Annotated in this window: 12 protein-coding genes; 11 read left to right on the top strand and 1 reads right to left on the bottom strand. The window is 37.8% G+C overall.

What is annotated here, in order from left to right; all coding sequences use genetic code 11:
• Window positions 1-11 precede the first annotated feature (11 nt).
• The gene (gene tssH, locus FTV50_RS05060) at window positions 12-2,684 is read right to left on the bottom strand and encodes a type VI secretion system ATPase TssH (protein WP_180023732.1); all 2,673 of its coding nucleotides are present in this window, start codon (window positions 2,682-2,684) and stop codon (window positions 12-14) included.
• A 465-nt stretch (window positions 2,685-3,149) separates the two neighbouring features.
• Here tssH and FTV50_RS05055 point away from each other — a divergent pair, with 465 nt between their 5' ends.
• The 11 genes from FTV50_RS05055 (at window position 3,150) to FTV50_RS05005 (ending at window position 16,727) form a co-directional block, all read left to right on the top strand.
• Window positions 3,150-3,761: a hypothetical protein gene (locus FTV50_RS05055; RefSeq protein WP_180023731.1), complete on the top strand. Its 612-nt coding sequence runs from the start codon at window positions 3,150-3,152 to the stop codon at window positions 3,759-3,761.
• A 15-nt stretch (window positions 3,762-3,776) separates the two neighbouring features.
• Entirely contained in the window at window positions 3,777-4,280 is a 504-nt protein-coding gene (gene tssB / locus FTV50_RS05050; RefSeq protein WP_078193364.1) for a type VI secretion system contractile sheath small subunit, read from the top strand.
• A complete protein-coding gene (gene tssC, locus FTV50_RS05045) occupies window positions 4,273-5,757 on the top strand; it encodes a type VI secretion system contractile sheath large subunit (RefSeq protein ID WP_111885474.1) in 1,485 nt (494 codons plus the stop codon). The genes tssB and tssC overlap by 8 nt, the downstream gene beginning before the upstream one ends.
• Before the next feature lie 48 nt (window positions 5,758-5,805).
• Window positions 5,806-6,309, top strand: coding sequence for a type VI secretion system tube protein Hcp (locus tag FTV50_RS05040; protein WP_078190771.1), 504 nt, complete (start codon window positions 5,806-5,808; stop codon window positions 6,307-6,309).
• 70 nt (window positions 6,310-6,379) lie between these two features.
• On the top strand, window positions 6,380-6,856 hold the full coding sequence (gene tssE / locus FTV50_RS05035) for a type VI secretion system baseplate subunit TssE (RefSeq protein WP_180012026.1): 477 nt from the start codon (window positions 6,380-6,382) through the stop codon (window positions 6,854-6,856).
• 15 nt (window positions 6,857-6,871) lie between these two features.
• Window positions 6,872-8,680, top strand: coding sequence for a type VI secretion system baseplate subunit TssF (gene tssF / locus FTV50_RS05030; RefSeq protein WP_180023730.1), 1,809 nt, complete (start codon window positions 6,872-6,874; stop codon window positions 8,678-8,680).
• Window positions 8,644-9,636 (top strand): type VI secretion system baseplate subunit TssG, encoded by a 993-nt coding sequence (tssG, locus tag FTV50_RS05025; RefSeq protein ID WP_180023729.1) that lies wholly within the window; start codon window positions 8,644-8,646, stop codon window positions 9,634-9,636. The genes tssF and tssG overlap by 37 nt, the downstream gene beginning before the upstream one ends.
• 2 nt (window positions 9,637-9,638) lie before the next feature.
• On the top strand, window positions 9,639-11,084 hold the full coding sequence (locus FTV50_RS05020; protein ID WP_180023728.1) for a hypothetical protein: 1,446 nt from the start codon (window positions 9,639-9,641) through the stop codon (window positions 11,082-11,084).
• Window positions 11,085-11,112: 28 nt separating this feature from the next.
• Window positions 11,113-14,943 carry a type VI secretion system membrane subunit TssM gene (tssM, locus tag FTV50_RS05015; protein WP_180023727.1) on the top strand — a complete coding sequence of 1,277 codons (3,831 nt, stop codon included), beginning with the start codon at window positions 11,113-11,115 and terminating at the stop codon, window positions 14,941-14,943.
• Window positions 14,944-15,000: 57 nt separating this feature from the next.
• Window positions 15,001-15,960 carry a type VI secretion system-associated protein TagF gene (tagF, locus tag FTV50_RS05010; RefSeq protein ID WP_078190765.1) on the top strand — a complete coding sequence of 320 codons (960 nt, stop codon included), beginning with the start codon at window positions 15,001-15,003 and terminating at the stop codon, window positions 15,958-15,960.
• 20 nt (window positions 15,961-15,980) lie between these two features.
• Window positions 15,981-16,727 carry an OmpA family protein gene (locus FTV50_RS05005; RefSeq protein ID WP_249679969.1) on the top strand — a complete coding sequence of 249 codons (747 nt, stop codon included), beginning with the start codon at window positions 15,981-15,983 and terminating at the stop codon, window positions 16,725-16,727.
• Window positions 16,728-17,003 lie beyond the last annotated feature (276 nt).

Below are 17,003 nucleotides of genomic sequence, written 5' to 3'. Positions count from 1 at the left end.
TCGTTCCTAGCTTATGCTTCTAAGGTTTTAGTCTTTTTGCTGCTGCGTTTTTTTGCAGGTTTACTTTTAGGATCTAAAACATAAATAATTTCATCGTCTTTGACATCGATTTCAATGAATGATGGAATCTTTTGTTCACTCATCGCCATCAACAATTCAGTGGCTAAAGCAGGTAAGACCGTCGCATTTAAAATGTTGTCGACATTACGCGCACCACTATCGACCTCAGTACAGCGACTTAATAATAATTCGACTAAATCATCGGTATAACGTGTTTGCGTACCATATTGTTTTTCAATACGCGCGGTGATTTTGCCTAATTTATGCTGAATAATGCGTACGAGCAGATCATCGTGCAATGGGAAATACGGCACAATACGCATACGACCTAAAAATGCCGGCTTAAATTGTTTATATAAAGCTGGTTTTAATACATCTAGAAGTTCTTCTGCTGACGGCCATTCTTCTACTGGCTGATTTAAACAAGCCTGCATAATGGCACTAGAGCCAGCATTTGAAGTCAGCAGGATAGTGGTATTTTTAAAGTCAATAACACGACCTTCACCATCTTCCAAAGTACCTTTATCGAATACTTGGTAGAATAGCTCTTGAACATCGCTGTGTGCTTTTTCAATCTCATCGAGTAAAACCACACTATATGGGTTACGGCGAACTGCTTCTGTCAGTACGCCACCTTGGCCATAACCGACATAACCTGGAGGAGCACCTTTTAAAGACGACACGGTATGTGCTTCTTGATATTCAGACATGTTAATGGTGATTAAATGAGACTCACCACCATATAACTCGTTTGCTAACGCAAGTGCAGTTTCGGTTTTACCCACACCACTTGGGCCAACCAGCATGAAAACGCCTTGAGGTTTATTTGGATCTTCCAATTTTGCCTTGGAGGTTTTAATGCCTTGTACCAGTTGATGCAGTGCATAATCTTGACCCATCACACGTTGTTCTAACTGTGCTTCAAGCTTCAAAATTTGCTGAATTTCATCATTCACCATTTTCCCAACAGGGATACCGGTCCAGTCTGAAATGATTTCATTAATAATTTGTGCATTCACACGCTCAAAAACAAGCGGCGTTTGACCTTGTAACGTTGCCAATTGGTTACGAATATTGCTTAAAGTTTCAATATTTTCTGGTTTTTGCTCGGACTCTTGTTCAATCGTTTTAATCTGTTGAACGAATTCGAGTTCTTTTTTCCACTGCGTTTCTGTCGACTGAATTTCCTGTTCAAGCGCGGATATTTGTGTTTTTACACTTTCAATGCGTTCGTGGTGAATAGGAATATTCTTATGTTCATTTTCAAGAATCGCCAATTCAAGCTTCAAATTATGTAATTGAGCATGAAGTTGATCCAATTTTACAGGTTGTGCATTTTGCGTTAACGCAACACGCGCAGAAGCCGTATCTAAGACACTAATCGCTTTATCAGGCAATTGACGGCCAGTGATATAACGGTGCGAAGCATGGACTGCAGTAACGATAGCTTCATCGTCAATTTGTAAATTGAAATGTTTTGCCATCACGGGAATCATGGCTCGTAGCATATCGATTGCGACTTCTTCAGTCGGTTCTTCAACCTGAATTACTTGGAAGCGTCGGCTTAATGCGGCATCTTTTTCAAAATACTGCTTATATTCAGCCCATGTGGTTGCGGCAATAGTTCTTAACTCACCACGTGCAAGCGCCGGTTTTAACAGGTTTGCTGCATCATTTTGACCTGCTTGACCACCCGCACCAATCAACGTGTGTGCTTCATCAATAAATAAAATGATTGGATGTGCAGAGGCTTGAACTTCATGAATGACTTGTTTTAAGCGATTTTCGAATTCACCTTTAACACTGGCACCCGCTTGTAGTAAGCCCATATCTAAAGTATGAATGCTGACATTTTTTAAAGCATCTGGAACTTGGTTGGTTGCAATTTTTAATGCAAGACCTTCAACAACGGCCGTTTTACCAACACCAGGCTCACCCGTTAAAATCGGATTGTTTTGACGACGACGCATCAAAATATCGAGCATTAGGCGGATTTCAAACTCACGACCAATCACAGGATCAATGCCACCATTTTTAGCTTTTTCAGTAAGATTAATGGTGTATTGGTCTAGAGCTGGTGTTTTAACTGGCGTAGTTGCATTCGTTTGTGCTGCTGATTTTTCATCAAGTGATTCTGTTGCTAAATCTTCATTTTCAATGCTTTTTAGGCAAAGATCTAAAAATTTATGTTTAATCGTATCTATAGGTAATAAATCGAATAGAGAAGAAGCTCTTGCTGCGATTTGGTATAAATCTGGCGCGGTAAGCAGTGCAACAAGTAAATGACCACTACGAATTTGTGGATTTTGTTCAGCAGATGCTAATAACCAAGCTTGTTCAAGTAAGCGCACAATGGATTGGGCAAAAATCGGGGTGCGCGTATTTCCTTTTGGAAGTTGAGCGATACTTTCTTTGAGGTCATCTGCCAAACCGTCTGCAGAAACTTTGTATTTTTCTAAGAGTATTTGAAGGTCATTTTTATTGTTATAGGTTAATAATTCGAGTAAAAAATGTTCAATTTCGATTTCATAATTTTGCTGTGAAATACATGTATTGGCTGACTTTTCGAGTGAAATGCGGGCGTGAGGTGAAAGTTTAGTAATTAAAACTTTTAAATTATTCATAAATAACTCATCAAATTTAGAATCCACAGTACGAAATTTTACAAGTTTGACTGTGATCTCTTTTTTCTTGCTATAAAAATAAAAACTTTAAAATCAACACCTTATATATTTTTAGTGTCTTGCTTTAGGCGATATAATACAGACTAAATAAAAAAAGGAAAAAGATTTTTTTATAAAATGAAACAAAAAAAAACAAATCGTCGACAAACTTTGGAGTATTTGGCACATTTTTGTATTGACTCTATGTGCTTATTTTTTGTTAAATCTGCAGCATATTTTTAATTTTGATAAATGAAGAGAAAACCCACGGGAAAATAAGTGGTGATTTCTCCACATATCCACATAAATTAAGTTTTAGCACGTAGAAATACAGAGGCAATTTTGAATAAATTTAGTGTTTTATTACCTATAATTTTAGCAGCTAGTTTAACACAAACCGTTTTTGCAAAAGATAAAGCGGCATCTGTGAAAAAATCCTGTTTAAAGGATTATCCACTGGCAGTAGGTGATACAGATCCAGAGATTATTGGTTTTTATAATCAGTTATGTGACAAAAAAAATAAGAAAAATGAGAACTTAAAAAATGAAATTTTTGTAGATATTGCCAAAAAATATCAAGCTAATGGTTACAATTTAAAAGCATTGCAAGCGGTCAATCTGCTGCGAGAAAAGAACTATCAGTCGCCTGAACTTACTGATGTCACTTTTTTAGCAGGTATCGCTATTTCTTATAATGCGCTGAATCATATGCGGAGTAATGAAAATCGTACTCTAGATGAACAGACCTATTCTCCTGCCAAAGTGTTGTCGGATAATATTCGTTATATTCAGCCGACGATTGATAAATCTACGTCTGCTGCAGCAGATGTTCGTGAAAAAAGTACAGAATCTTCGAGCAATGTGAAATCTAAACAGACAACACCAGCTAAAAAACGAACCAATACAGCGTCTACCAAGTCTAAACAAACGACTACAGCAGCAAGCAAAAAGAAAACTACCACGACAGCAAAAACGCAGACTACAGCGAAAAAACCTGCTGCCAGTGGTTCACCTTTCGATACATTAAAAAATAAATAACAAGGAAAAGCACTCATGGCAAAACGTGAAAGTGTACAGAAAAAACTTCAACGAATTCGTCCTCCTCGTGTTCAATTGACTTACGATGTTGAAGTTGGCGACGGTAAAGAAATTAAAGAATTACCATTCGTTGTAGGGGTGTTAGGTGATTTCTCAGCGGCATCTGAAGTAGAGAAAACCAAATTAAAAGACAAGAAATTCATTAATGTTGATTTAGATAATATTGATGAAGTAATGGAGTCTTTAGCGCCACGTGCTAATTTTCAAGTTGAAAATACCTTGACTGAAGACGGTGGAAAAATGTCGGTAGATCTTACATTTAAGAGCATGGCCGATTTTACTCCTGAGCAAGTTGTACAACAGGTTGATCCACTACAAAAGTTAGTTGCTGCGCGTGAGCGTCTGTCTGACTTGCGTAATAAAATTTCAAATAATGAACGCTTAGAAGATTTATTGGATGAAGTGTTACATAACACTGATCAAATTCGTAAGTTGAGCGTGGAGGCAGAAAATGAGTAATTATAATACTGCAACTGCTGTAAACGTTGAAGCAACCGAAGAATATTCACTTTTAGATTCAATTGTCGAACAAAGTCGTATCGCGCGTACAGATCAAGAACATGATCGTGCAAAAAGTTTGATTGGTGAACTTGCTAAAGAAGTGATGGCAGGTACCATCACCGTTTCAGACAATATGACTTTATCAATTGATAAGCGTATTGCTGAAATTGATGCGTTGATTTCATCTCAGTTAAGTAAAATCATGCACCATGCTGAATTTCAAAAAATTGAATCGACATGGCGTGGTTTGTATTATTTCTGCCAAGAAACACCTTCAAATTCTTTAACAAAAATTCGTATGTTAAATACGACGAAAAAAGAATTGATTAAAGATTTCCAAGGTGCGACCGATTTTGACCAAAGCACGTTGTTCAAAAAAATCTATGAAGAAGAATATGGATCATTCGGTGGTGCGCCTTATGCAACATTGATTGGTGACTTTGAGTTTGACCGTACTCCATCTGATATGTATTTGCTTGAGCAAATTTCACATGTCGCTGCGGCTGCACATGCACCGTTTATTTCGGCTGCTAGCCCGAATATGTTGGGACTAGAGTCTTTTACTGATATTGATCGTCCGCGTGATGTATCTAAAATCTTTGAAACAGCAGAATATGTACAATGGCGTTCATTCCGTGAAAGTGACGATGCACGTTATGTTGCGTTGACAATGCCACGTGTATTGGGTCGTTTGCCATATGATCCAAAAGAAGGCATTGCCACTGAAGGATTTAACTTCGTTGAAGAAGTTTCAGGTGAAAATCATAATGAATATTTATGGATGAACGCGGCTTATGCCTTTGGTACGCGTTTAACCAATGCATTTGATATGCATGGTTGGTGTGCTGCGATTCGTGGTGTAGAAGGTGGTGGTTTAGTTGAAGGCTTGCCTGTCCATACGTTCAAAACCAATGATGGCGAAGTGGTCTTTAAATGCCCAACTGAAATTGCCATTACTGACCGTCGTGAAAAAGAACTGAGTGACCTTGGTTTTATTCCGTTGGTACACTGCAAAAATACGGATTATGCAGCATTTTTCGGTGCGCAATCGACGCAAAAACCTAAAAAATATGACAGCGATACAGCAAATGCCAACTCTGCATTGTCTAGCCAGATCCAATACATCATGGCAGTTTCACGTATTGCACATTATTTAAAAGCAATGATGCGTGACAAAGTGGGTAGTTTTGCATCAGCGGGTAATGTTGAGACCTTCTTAAATGAATGGTTATCGCAATATGTATTACTCGATGATGGTGCATCTCAAGAAGCTAAAGCTCAGTATCCATTGCGTGAAGCTTCTGTAAAAGTTGTAGAAAATCCAGCTTTGCCTGGTCACTACAAATCTGTGGTTTTCTTAAGACCACATTTCCAGTTGGATGAGTTGTCTGTTTCATTACGACTTGTGACCGAGTTACCTCAGTCCTCAAATTAATTTTGGGTCAACACTATAATAACTTTAAATAAATAGGTATTCAGAACAATGAAAGATATATACATTCAATTTCGTGGTAAGTACAAAGTAGACGGCGAATCTCGTGATGCAGAGCACAAGAGTTGGTTAGAAGTTAACTCTTGGACGCATAACATCCGTCAACCTAAATCTGCGACTTCTTCAAGTGTGGGTGGTCACACCGCAGAACGTGTAGAACATTCTGACATGGTTTTTGTTAAAGATTTAGATGCGACAAGCCCTAAACTTTGGGAAGCATGTTCAGCAGGTTATACATTTGATGAAGTTCAAATTGATTTTTACCGTGCGAATGGCGACAAACGCATTAAATATCTTCAAATCAAACTGAAACATGTGTTGGTTTCTAGCGTGACACCAACTGTAAATGATGAAGGTGTTCCACACGAATCATTTGGTTTGAAATATGCTGCAGTAGAGTGGACATATAACCAACAAGATATTAACGGTACTGCGAAAGGTGCTGTTACTAAGAAGTGGTCATTATCTAACAACACTGCTTCATACGCAGCGTAATAGATGGATTCAGATAGAGGCTTACTTGGGTAGCCTCTATTTTCATTTTTTTAAATATTTATAAGAAGATATGAATCTCGATCAGCTTTATCCTTATGGTTTTAGAACGACTTTATTTGACCGCTTATTACCAGCAGATGCTCAGCAGACTCAAGGTCTGTCTTTGCAAGAACTTCGTGAATCTGTTGCTTCCGATTTAGAGGATCTCCTCAATAGTAGGGTGGCAAAGTTAGATGAACTGATTGATGACTTTCCATTAGCAAAAAAGTCTATTTTGCAATTTGGCATTATCGATTTTGTGGGCTTATCGACAGCAAATCCATCGGATCGCGACAAAATTTGCCAGTCAATTGAGCAATCGATTGCTGCACATGAACCGCGTTTAAAACAGATTCGAGTCGAAATGCTCATGGATGGCCATAATATGGGGGCACTATGTTTAAGTATTCAGGCATATTTAAATATTCATCCTTTATACGAACCAGTTATTTTTGATGCCTTATTAAAACCAACAACACAACAATATGTTATTTCTCCAAGAACTTAATGAAGTGGGTTATCTGTGATTGAAGAGCTGTTACCGTATTACGAAAAACAACTACAGGAATTTGGACAACAGTCCCGTGAGTTTGCCAGTAAATACCCCAAAATCGCCCAGCGTTTGTCTTTAAACCAAGAACAAATAGATGACCCGCATATTGAGCGTTTAATTCAAGCATTTTCTCTAATTTCTGCACGGATTGATAAAAAACTTGCAGATAGTTATGACGTTTTTACCCGTTCAATTTTTGAGGTGATGTTTCCTCAATATTTAAAACCATTTCCTGCATGTTCTGTGGTGAGCTTCGAAGATATAAATAAAATTAAGCAATTAACAGATCGACACGTTATTCCAAAGGCGACCAGTCTAAAAGCCAAAAGTACGCGCGGTGTTCAATGTGAATATCAGACGGTACAAGAAGTCACATTATTACCGATTCAATTAAAACAGCTCAATTTCAAAACTCATCCATCGGCACATATGCATTTAAATCAAAATGCTACATTGAGCTTAGGATTTGAAATTTTTTCGAATAAGCACGCTTTACTCAAAAATGAAACTTTGCCGATATTTTTAGACGCTATTTCTAATTTTCCTTTGCAGGTTTTAGATAGTATTTTTAAATCGACTACAAGTTTTTCGATTCGTGTGGGGCAGCTCATTTTTGATATTGCCAATCCATTTGAAATTATGGGCTTTGATGAAGTTCAAAGTGTTCTACCTATCGATCAACATACACATCATGCATATCGTTTACTGATGGAATATTTTTGTGTTCCTGAAAAATTCAATTTTTTAAATCTAAATCTAGATTTCATTAAGTTTTTAAGTTTAGAACATAGTGAATTTGATGTTCAAATGCACTTTAAACTCAATTTAAATGATCAAGCAGCGATTCGAAATTATTCTGAATTAAATGCTGCAAATTTTAAATTGTTTGCTACACCAATTGTTAATCTTTTCAATAAACAAGCAGAGCCGCAAAAGATTAATCATAAGCGAATGGAATATCCATTGGTGACAGATGCACACCATCCTGAATATTTTCAAGCCTATAGCATTTTAAAAATGAATATGGTGCGTGAAAAAAGTAACCAAGATGAGGTGTATTATCCGGTACTGCCTTTTTTTGCAATGAGTCATTATCATCAGGATAAAGTGCAGTTTTTTTATAGTTTAAATCCGCAGCAGATGAAGAATAAACATCAGGAATTAAACTATTCAATCATATCTCGTGCTTTAGCCCCACATAGCACTCAGTCCGATTTTATTAGTACTGAACTACTATGTAGTAATCGTGAGTTACCTTACGAAAGTTATAATAAAGATCAAAATGCATTAACTCTGAATGATAGTAATTTGGCCCGTCGTGCCCTGATGCTCAAACGACCGTCGTTACCGTATTATTTTGAGCAAAATAAACAAGAACAGTGGCGGGTCATTTCACATTTATCTTTGAATAATATGTCTTTAATGAAAGGCGATACGGTCTCTCATATTAAAGAACTTTTGGAATTGTATAATTTACCTAAATCGAAAGAAAACCAAATTATTATCGACTCCATAAAAAATATTCAGTTTTCTACCACACAGAAACTTGTAGATAGTAAACCGTTTCCATTATTTGTCAGAGGTTTAAAAGTACAGCTCGATATCGATGCGGATATATTTAGAGGGCATAGCCTGTATATATTTAGTCAATTGCTAGCCCATATCTTTAATTTAAAAGTCAATATGAACAGCTTTGTCGATGTCTCGGTTTTTGATGCAAATAGTCAACAGGAGTTATACCAATGCGTGCAGAACGTTGGTGGCAAGAAAGCTCTGTAATTGACGGACTTTTCCAAGAACCGAAAGCCTACGAGTTTGTTCAAGCTACTCGTTTGTTAAGACATGCACCTTATGGAGCAGCTCAGGTCCATTGGGCCAATGACTTTGAGTTTAATAGTTCACTTAATTTGAACTTCCCGAACACTGAAATTGAAAGTTTAGAGTTCAACGATGAGAAAGTTGAACTGACAAATTTAATGGTGGGTTTAACGGGTATTCAAGGTGCATTACCTTATAGCTATACCAATAAGATTAAGCTCAGCGGGCGACATCAGCGACACGAAACACAAAAGTTTTTAGGGCTGTTTAATCATAAATTAACAGCACATTATGTTGATGCCAGTTTAAATTATCATTTACCTATTCGTTATGAAATCGAGCAGGATAATCACTATCTTGATATTTTACATGCATTAAATGGTTATATCCGTAGCCAGCATGATCAGCCAGATTTAGATGATTATTTTGCTGAATTCTCAGGTTTAATGCAGGGGCAAAACAATACAGCTTATGCATTAAAAACCATGCTGAATTGTATCTTTAAGCAGAAATTTGATATTCGAGAATTTATCCCTGAAACTTTTGTATTTGAAGAAGATCAGAGAACATGTTTAGGTGGATCTCAGCCAAGCTTATTGGGGCTGAATACTTTTTGTGGTGAGAAGATTCAACAGATTGACGAAAAAATTGAAATCGTGATTGGACCTTTAAATCATGAAGATTATTTAACATTTTTACCGAATCAGGCACGCAGCCTAAAATTAAAACAAATGATTCAAACTTGGTGCAGTCCAACATTAATGGTGGATGTGCGCTTAATTTTACAAAAAGAAGAAATAAAACCGGTGTGTTTAAATTCTTTGAGCGGAATTGGTTTAGCTCAGGGAGCATTTTTACAGCCGAATAAACAGGTCGATAATACAGAAACCTGTTATGCCTTAATGGGGAATGCATAATAATGCTGAAATTAATAATTGGAACCTTTAGTACGCTTTTTGTTTTGTGTACTGCTTTCGTGATTTTTTACTGGCGAGATACAGGCTATGACCCGACAGCTTTTGATCTGGTCACCTATTTTCTAATTCTTCCTGTCGCTTTATGTGCAATTATTTTATCGCCTTATTTGATTTATAAGGGCATTCAACATCAAAAAGAAAAAAAACTTGAAGCTGAAAAACGTGCAGAAGAACAAGCTGAGCAACAACAAATTGACGCCATTGAACAAGCAAAACCGAAGCCTGTCGATGTACAGCAATTTCGTTTAAATGTTTATTCTTCAGCGGCTTGGCATAGTTTTGGTGAAAACGAACAAATTATCCAAGATATTCAACAATTCAAAAGTCCTGAACTCGATGATAAATTATTCAATGCATACGGTTTGCCTGTTCTTTCATTTCGAATCAAAGATTTAGATGAACTTACTAGTGAAGAAGCAGATGATGAATTTAGTGCCATCACCATGCGTGAAAAACGAATCCAGTCACTTATTCAGCAACAACTAGAGCAACACGTTGAAAGTCTATTTTTAATTGCTGAGCATCTGAAGCTATCAGCACTCTTTTATGATAGTGAATTGGCATATCAGTACCGTATGCATCCGGGTTGGGTGGATCCAGATTATACGCAAGATGAAAATCCAGAACATTTGGCGAACAATGCACAGCAAGTTTCACGTTTAAATCGTTTAAATGTCCATATTTTGCTTGCTGATAATTTGATTCATCAATGGAATGATGATTATGCTCAAATTATTCAGCAGTATCTATCTGACGGATTTTCGATCATTCCCGAACAAATTCATATCGAGCCACATTTTATCGGCACTCAAGTCGCTTATTCAGAATGGTTAAGCATTTTAGAGATGATTTCAAAACAAAAGTTTGAAGTCAGTTTGATTCTGAATGCTGACTCTGAAATCGACCAAGAATGGATTGATGAAAAGATGTGGTTACAAGAAAAATACATTGCTGCAGAGTTTGCATCGAGTTGGTGTTTGGCTGCTTCAGACGTTCAAGTTCGAGGTTTAACTCCAAATAAAGTGCTACAAGTGGTGGCACATGAGCCTGAGTTGAAACGTAATTTAGAGCTTAAAGCACTGAATAATTTAGATCAGTATGATCAAGAACAACCCTTTTTATTGATGTTAGATGATGCAACGGATATGAAAGTGGTGAAAAAATTACAGTATAAATTTAATGAAACCGCGATTGAAACCTATCATTTTTTATTTACAAAACAGAATCTTGGAAATACCCAGCAATTGGCAAAAATTTTTGGATTCATGTTGGGTATGCACTTGCCAGAAGAGTTAACTGCCATGATTTATAGCACAGACCAAGAATCGACATTTGCTTTTATTCAAGCATTTTCAGTAGAAGATGAACTTGAACAAAAAACTGTTTAATTAGAATTAAGACGAAATTGAGAACATTGTGAACACACTATTTTATACGATCCTCGGTTATGTTTGGCAGTACGTCACCAATCCTAAAGCGATGGTGGCTTTGTCATTTTTTGTGGCCATTGTGGCTATGCATAATTCGATTCCACAAAAGACTTTTTACATTGTGGTTGCTGTTTATATTCTCGGATTAATTCTGTGGGGTATTTATGAAGTAGTGCAGCATTATCGTCATAAACAGCAAGGCGAAGAGCTAGCTGAGGCGATTGCCAAAGATAATGAAGCTGAATACGGCAAACAAAAGAATAAAGAAGAACTTGCGCTGATCAATCAGCAAATGAAAGACTCGATTCAACTTATCCGTAAATCAAAACTCGGCGACAAAAAGGGTAATGCAGCCCTATATGAATTACCTTGGTACATGGTGATTGGTAACCCAGCAGCGGGTAAAAGTTCAGCGATTTATAATTCTGGTCTTAGATTTCCATTTGAAGAAACCCATCAGAAAATGGTGTCGGCAGGTCTAAGTGGTACTCGTAACTGTGATTGGTTTTTCTCTACAGATGGTGTGTTACTCGATACCGCAGGTCGATATTCAGTTTATGCCGAAGACCATTCAGAATGGTTAGGTTTCTTAAATATTCTCAAGAAAAACCGTTCTAAAGCACCAATTAACGGTTTAATCGTGATTGTTTCTGTGGCGGAGCTTGTTAGTCAAAGTCCTGAAAAATCAATCAAATTAGCCAAAAACTTACGCGCACGTATACAGGATTTGACGGAACGTTTAGAAATTTTTGCGCCAGTGTATATCGTTTTTTCAAAAATGGATTTGATTGCCGGCTTTACTGAATTTTTTGATTGTTATGATAAGGATGAATTTGATCAAGTTTGGGGTGCAACACTGCCTTATGATCCAGACTCATCTGAGCATGCCGTTGAGATGTTCGAAAAGCATTATTCAATTTTATACGATGGTTTGAAGAGCGTCAGTACTACGCACTTGAGTCGTCGTCATTCGCAAAATATTTCTCCAAGTGTAATGACATTTCCACTTGAGTTTAAAAGTTTAAAGCCAGTGTTAAAAACTTTTATTGGTACGTTGTTTCAAGACAACCCTTATCAGTTTAAACCGGTATTCCGTGGGTTCTATTTCACCAGTGCGTTGCAAGAAGGTGTGATTGAAAGTCCAATGACGGAGCAAATCGCTGAAGATTTTCATTTGGTGAAAAGTACGGATAGTGAGTTTGGCATTCCTACGAATTCTGTTTCGCAAGACCATGGTTATTTCTTAAAAGGACTCTTTTCAACCGTCATTTTAAAAGATAAAAATCTAGTTAAACAACATATCAATCCTGCACGTAAACGTCAGCGCTTTATGGCATTTATTGCTGCATTGTTATTGGTTGCTGTGGTGCTTGGGTTATGGGTTTGGTCGTATCGTAATAACCAACAACTCGTGGCGGAAGTTCAAGCTGACTTAGACAAAGTTGTGCAAATGGAAAGCCGTAGCGGAAGTGAGCTTTCGACTCAATTGGATGCATTGCTGATATTACAAGGACATTTACAGCAGCTCGATCATTTTGATGAAGATCGTCCATTGAAATATAGTTTTGGTTTATACCAAGGGAATAAAATCCGTGAAAAACTCAAAGTTGAGTATTTACGTGGTATTCAACAAATTGTATTGGCACCATCTCAACAAAATATGGCGCAGTACTTACAACGTGTCAAAGCCAATGAAGCGACGTTGAAAGAAAATCACGTCAATGTGCAAATCACTCAAACTGTGAAATCAAATCAACCCTATTTAGAACCATCGGATACTAACCCTCAGGATGCATATAATGCACTGAAGGCGTATTTGATGATGAGCAATCATAAATATATGGAATCGAGCCATTTGAGTGATCAAGTTACTCGTTTCTGGCGTTCATGGTTAGATTCAAATCGTGGTCAAATGCCACGCGGGGAAATGATTCAAAAAGCTGAACAAGTTTTATCTTATGCAATGACTTTAGCCGCTGATCCTGCTTTCCCGCAAATGGAATCTGATCCTTTATTGGTTGATCAAACACGTCAATTATTAACAGCTGTTACCATGGGTATTCCTGCACGTGACCGCGTTTATAATGAAATTAAAATGCGTGGTTCAGTACGTTTCCCAGCAGTGACAGTTAAGCAAATTTTAGGTGAAACAGGTCAAAACAGCATGTTGGGTAGTTATGCCTTGCCGGGTATCTTTACTTACCAAGCTTGGAATGATTATGTAAAAGATGCGATTAACCAAGCTGCGAATAATCCGACGGATACCCAAGACTGGGTACTCAATACCAATCGTTCTGATGATCTAACGTTTAGTGGTAGTCCAGATCAGATCAGTAAACAGTTAACCGAACTTTATAAGCAGGAATATATCGCTGAATGGCGTAAATTCTTAAATGCTGTGCATTATGGCAAAGGCGCAGATGTCGCTCAGCAGTCACGTTTTATCGATATTTTAGGTGAACCTGAGAATTCGCCAATTCGTAAAGTGGTGGACCGTATTGCGAAAGAAACCAGTTGGGATAATCCAATTGTTCAAGCAGAACTGGCTGCGCCTCAGAAAGGTTTTATTGCGTGGTTTAAACGTAAAGTCCTCAGCCGTGATGATGCGCAGCAGGCACAGCAAGTTGCTTCTAAAGCCGGTCAAGGTGTTATTGCAAAAGAGTTTGATGTGTTCTATCAACTAGTTCGTAAGCGTGATGATCAGCAAAACAAATCTATTTTAGATGAATACATGCTGTCTTTGAGTCAAGTACGTAGTAAGTTCAATGATTTGAAGAGTGGCGGTGATATGGGACCTGCAAGCATGACATTGGTGAAACAAACCATCAATGATCAAAGCTCTGTCTTCAATAGCACGCAAAAATTTGTGGATGAAAAAATGTCTGTGGGTCTGAATGAATTAGACCAGCAGTTGATTCAAAAGCTCTTTATGCAGCCGGTGACCCAGTCATTTGAAGTATTACTGATCCCAGCTCAAAACGAAATTAATAAGTTATGGGCAATGCAAGCGTATCAACCATTTACAACCAATCTTGCACCTAAATATCCATTTAATAGCAATGCTACTTTACAAGCGACCAGTAATGAAATTAGCCAAATTTTTGGTGAAAACGGAAGTATCGCTCGCTTTGTAAAAGAATATTTAGATCCATTGGTGATTCGTCGAGGCTATACCTTAACCACGAAAACATGGAAAGATTTGGGCATTGGTTTAAATCCACAATTTGTAGCGAACTTCCAACGCTATGTTGCGCCAAGTAATGGCGTTGCTACAGGGGAATTGAGTCAAGCAGCACCTGCGGCAACCAATCAATCGAACTTCCAGTTCTTCCCATTAGAAAATACACAGTTGCTTTCATATACCATTGATATTGATGGTCAGCGTATGGTGTATGAAAACGGTGTTCAGCAATGGGTGAACTTCGTTTGGCCAAATAAAGGGGCAATTCCGGGTGCACGTATTACTGCAATTGACTTGGAAGGTCAAATGCATACGATTTTTGATGAGCCGGGTGAATATGGTATTAACCGATTGGTTGAAGGCGCTCAGCGTACACAAAATGGTAATTCATTTGAAATGGTGTGGCGTAGCAAACAAAATCCAAAAGTGTTTGTTAAAGTGAATTTCCGTTTAATTAGTGGTAACGCATCTGGCCCAACTACAGGTTCAGGCTATTCAGGTATGACTCTTGTTGATCAAGTGGTGACGAATAAAGGTGTTCGTGTCGTCGCAGCGCAAACGATGCCTGCAGGACAAGCGCCTGTAGCGCCAGCGACTTCACCGATGAGTGTTGTACAAGGAACAGCAACACCATGATGATGAATTTAAAAATGAGAGCGGTGGCATTCGTGCAAAAGAACAAGGAGTGTGACGATGTATGAAGTGAGAACGACACCGCTGTATTATGGAAAATGTCCAGCTCGTGGTGACTTCTTAAAGAGCCGTGAACAATATTCACTGATTCAGTTAATCGATCAGTGGATCACGGAGGCGCTTGAGTTCGCTATGCGTTCAGACAATTTTAATGCAGCGTATAACTCACTGCCTTCATTAGATTTCTTTATTGCCAGTCCAAAAGATAAGCGTTTTTTGGTTGCCAATTTGATTAGTAGTGAAGACAGTTCAAAGCGTCAATTTCCAATGGTGCTCGCTCATCTGCTAGAAATCGATGATCCTTTCGATAATATTTTGTATGCACCTTATCGTTATAAACAAACCTTAATTGACTTATATCAGCGTAACCGAGTGATGCGTTCTATTCGCGATCCCGATATTTTGCTCGATAAATTAGGCAAACTGAATAACGAAATTCAAGTGTTCGGGACAGAAGAAACCTCTTCTTTTTATGAGCATCATACGTTGCATTCATTTGCACGTTTATTGAATTTTACGCCTTATCAGTTGGCGCAAAGCATGATTGGTCTCGGTTTGCTGCTACAACCGATTATTCATCAGGGTACGTCTCGGTTGAATAAAGTGCTGATCTTACCAATCAATAATATTAGTTACTGCTATGAAATTGCGGCTTTTTGGGTCAATTTAATTAGTCGTTTTGTCGAAAACCAAGATGCTGAGTTACTCATTGGCATCCTACACAGTGATTCACCTGTTTTACTGTTTGGTTTTCAAGGTGCTGATATTACTGCACTCAGTGATGTTTTTACCCAAAATATGCAAAGTGATCATTGGGTTTCCCTGATCGATGCCAGTTGGATTGATCCTTATCTTGAACAAAATGCAGGCTTAGCCGTTTTGGAACAGTCTTTGAGTGAGCGTCAGATCAGCCTTATTCATGGCATTAAACTTTTTAGACAGACTTTTATAGAAGAATAATGATGCAAAGAATCTTACCAATGTTGCCCAAATTTATTGCGAGTGTATGCATTTTAGGTTGTTCGACTTTGCTTTGGGCAGAGCCTATTGTGATTGAAGGTGCTGTACCGAATGAAGCAACCAAGCAAGAAATATTAAATAAAGCCTATTTGACCTATGGTCAGGCAAATGTGGTTGATAAAATTCAGGTTCGAGCGGTTACAGCACCTAATGGTTGGGGTAATAGCGTAAGCCAAATGATTAATGATGACCTAAAAAAAGTAAAACAGGGGAAACTCTCTGTACGCGGAACGCAAGTCGATTTAAGTGGCAAGATGTCAAATCAAAATGATATCCAACCCACGACCACCAAGTTTCAGTCTTTGGTCACAGCACCTTTTCGTTTCAATGCACAGCTTTCTGTCAATCAGGCTGAACAAGCCATTATTGATGCGGCTTTACGTAATCGTATTATTGAATTTGAATCGGGCAGTGCTATTTTAGCGCCATCTGGGGTACAGATCTTAGATGAAATGGTTGTCGCACTGAACCGCGTCGGTGGGAAAAAAGTACGAATTATTGGTCACACAGACAGTTCGGGCAATCCTGAGAAAAACTTAAGTTTAAGCCAAGATCGTGCTAATGCGGTTAAAAACTACCTGATTTCAAAAAATATTGCGGCGGCGAATTTAAGTACTGAAGGGATGGGATCAAATAAGCCTGTAGCAGACAATGCTACGCCTGAAGGTCGTAAGAAAAACCGTCGTATTGAGTTTGAAGTACTGTAACTATGTTAACTTAACTACAACGGCTAATACTATGAATGAACCCAGTGTATCTAGACTGGGTTTTTTTATGCTAATTGACTCAGTCAATTATTTGATAACTGAAAACGACATTTTTTAAAGCAGCAGTGTTATAACTAAATAAGACTATATTTTGAATAGGGCTAAAGCTTTAATTTTTGCATTTTATACCACTAAAGCATTCATATTTTGAGCAATAAAACAGTGGATTCTAAAATCAATTAAGGTTAAAACATAAGAATCAGTTTTGGATATGCG

Origin of the sequence: Acinetobacter sp. YH1901134 (assembly GCF_013416965.1) — a bacterium.
Taxonomy (GTDB): Bacteria; Pseudomonadota; Gammaproteobacteria; order Pseudomonadales; family Moraxellaceae; genus Acinetobacter; species Acinetobacter amyesii.
This window is presented reverse-complemented; position numbering and strand designations above follow the sequence as displayed.

Coding starts and splice junctions, on each gene's coding strand:
- tagF (WP_078190765.1), top strand. CDS start 15,001: ATGTATGAAGTGAGAACGACACCGCTGTATTATGGAAAATGTCCAGCT.
- tssH (WP_180023732.1), bottom strand. CDS start 2,684: ATGAATAATTTAAAAGTTTTAATTACTAAACTTTCACCTCACGCCCGC.
- tssG (WP_180023729.1), top strand. CDS start 8,644: ATGCGTGCAGAACGTTGGTGGCAAGAAAGCTCTGTAATTGACGGACTT.
- tssC (WP_111885474.1), top strand. CDS start 4,273: ATGAGTAATTATAATACTGCAACTGCTGTAAACGTTGAAGCAACCGAA.
- tssB (WP_078193364.1), top strand. CDS start 3,777: ATGGCAAAACGTGAAAGTGTACAGAAAAAACTTCAACGAATTCGTCCT.
- FTV50_RS05020 (WP_180023728.1), top strand. CDS start 9,639: ATGCTGAAATTAATAATTGGAACCTTTAGTACGCTTTTTGTTTTGTGT.
- FTV50_RS05040 (WP_078190771.1), top strand. CDS start 5,806: ATGAAAGATATATACATTCAATTTCGTGGTAAGTACAAAGTAGACGGC.
- FTV50_RS05005 (WP_249679969.1), top strand. CDS start 15,981: ATGTTGCCCAAATTTATTGCGAGTGTATGCATTTTAGGTTGTTCGACT.
- tssE (WP_180012026.1), top strand. CDS start 6,380: ATGAATCTCGATCAGCTTTATCCTTATGGTTTTAGAACGACTTTATTT.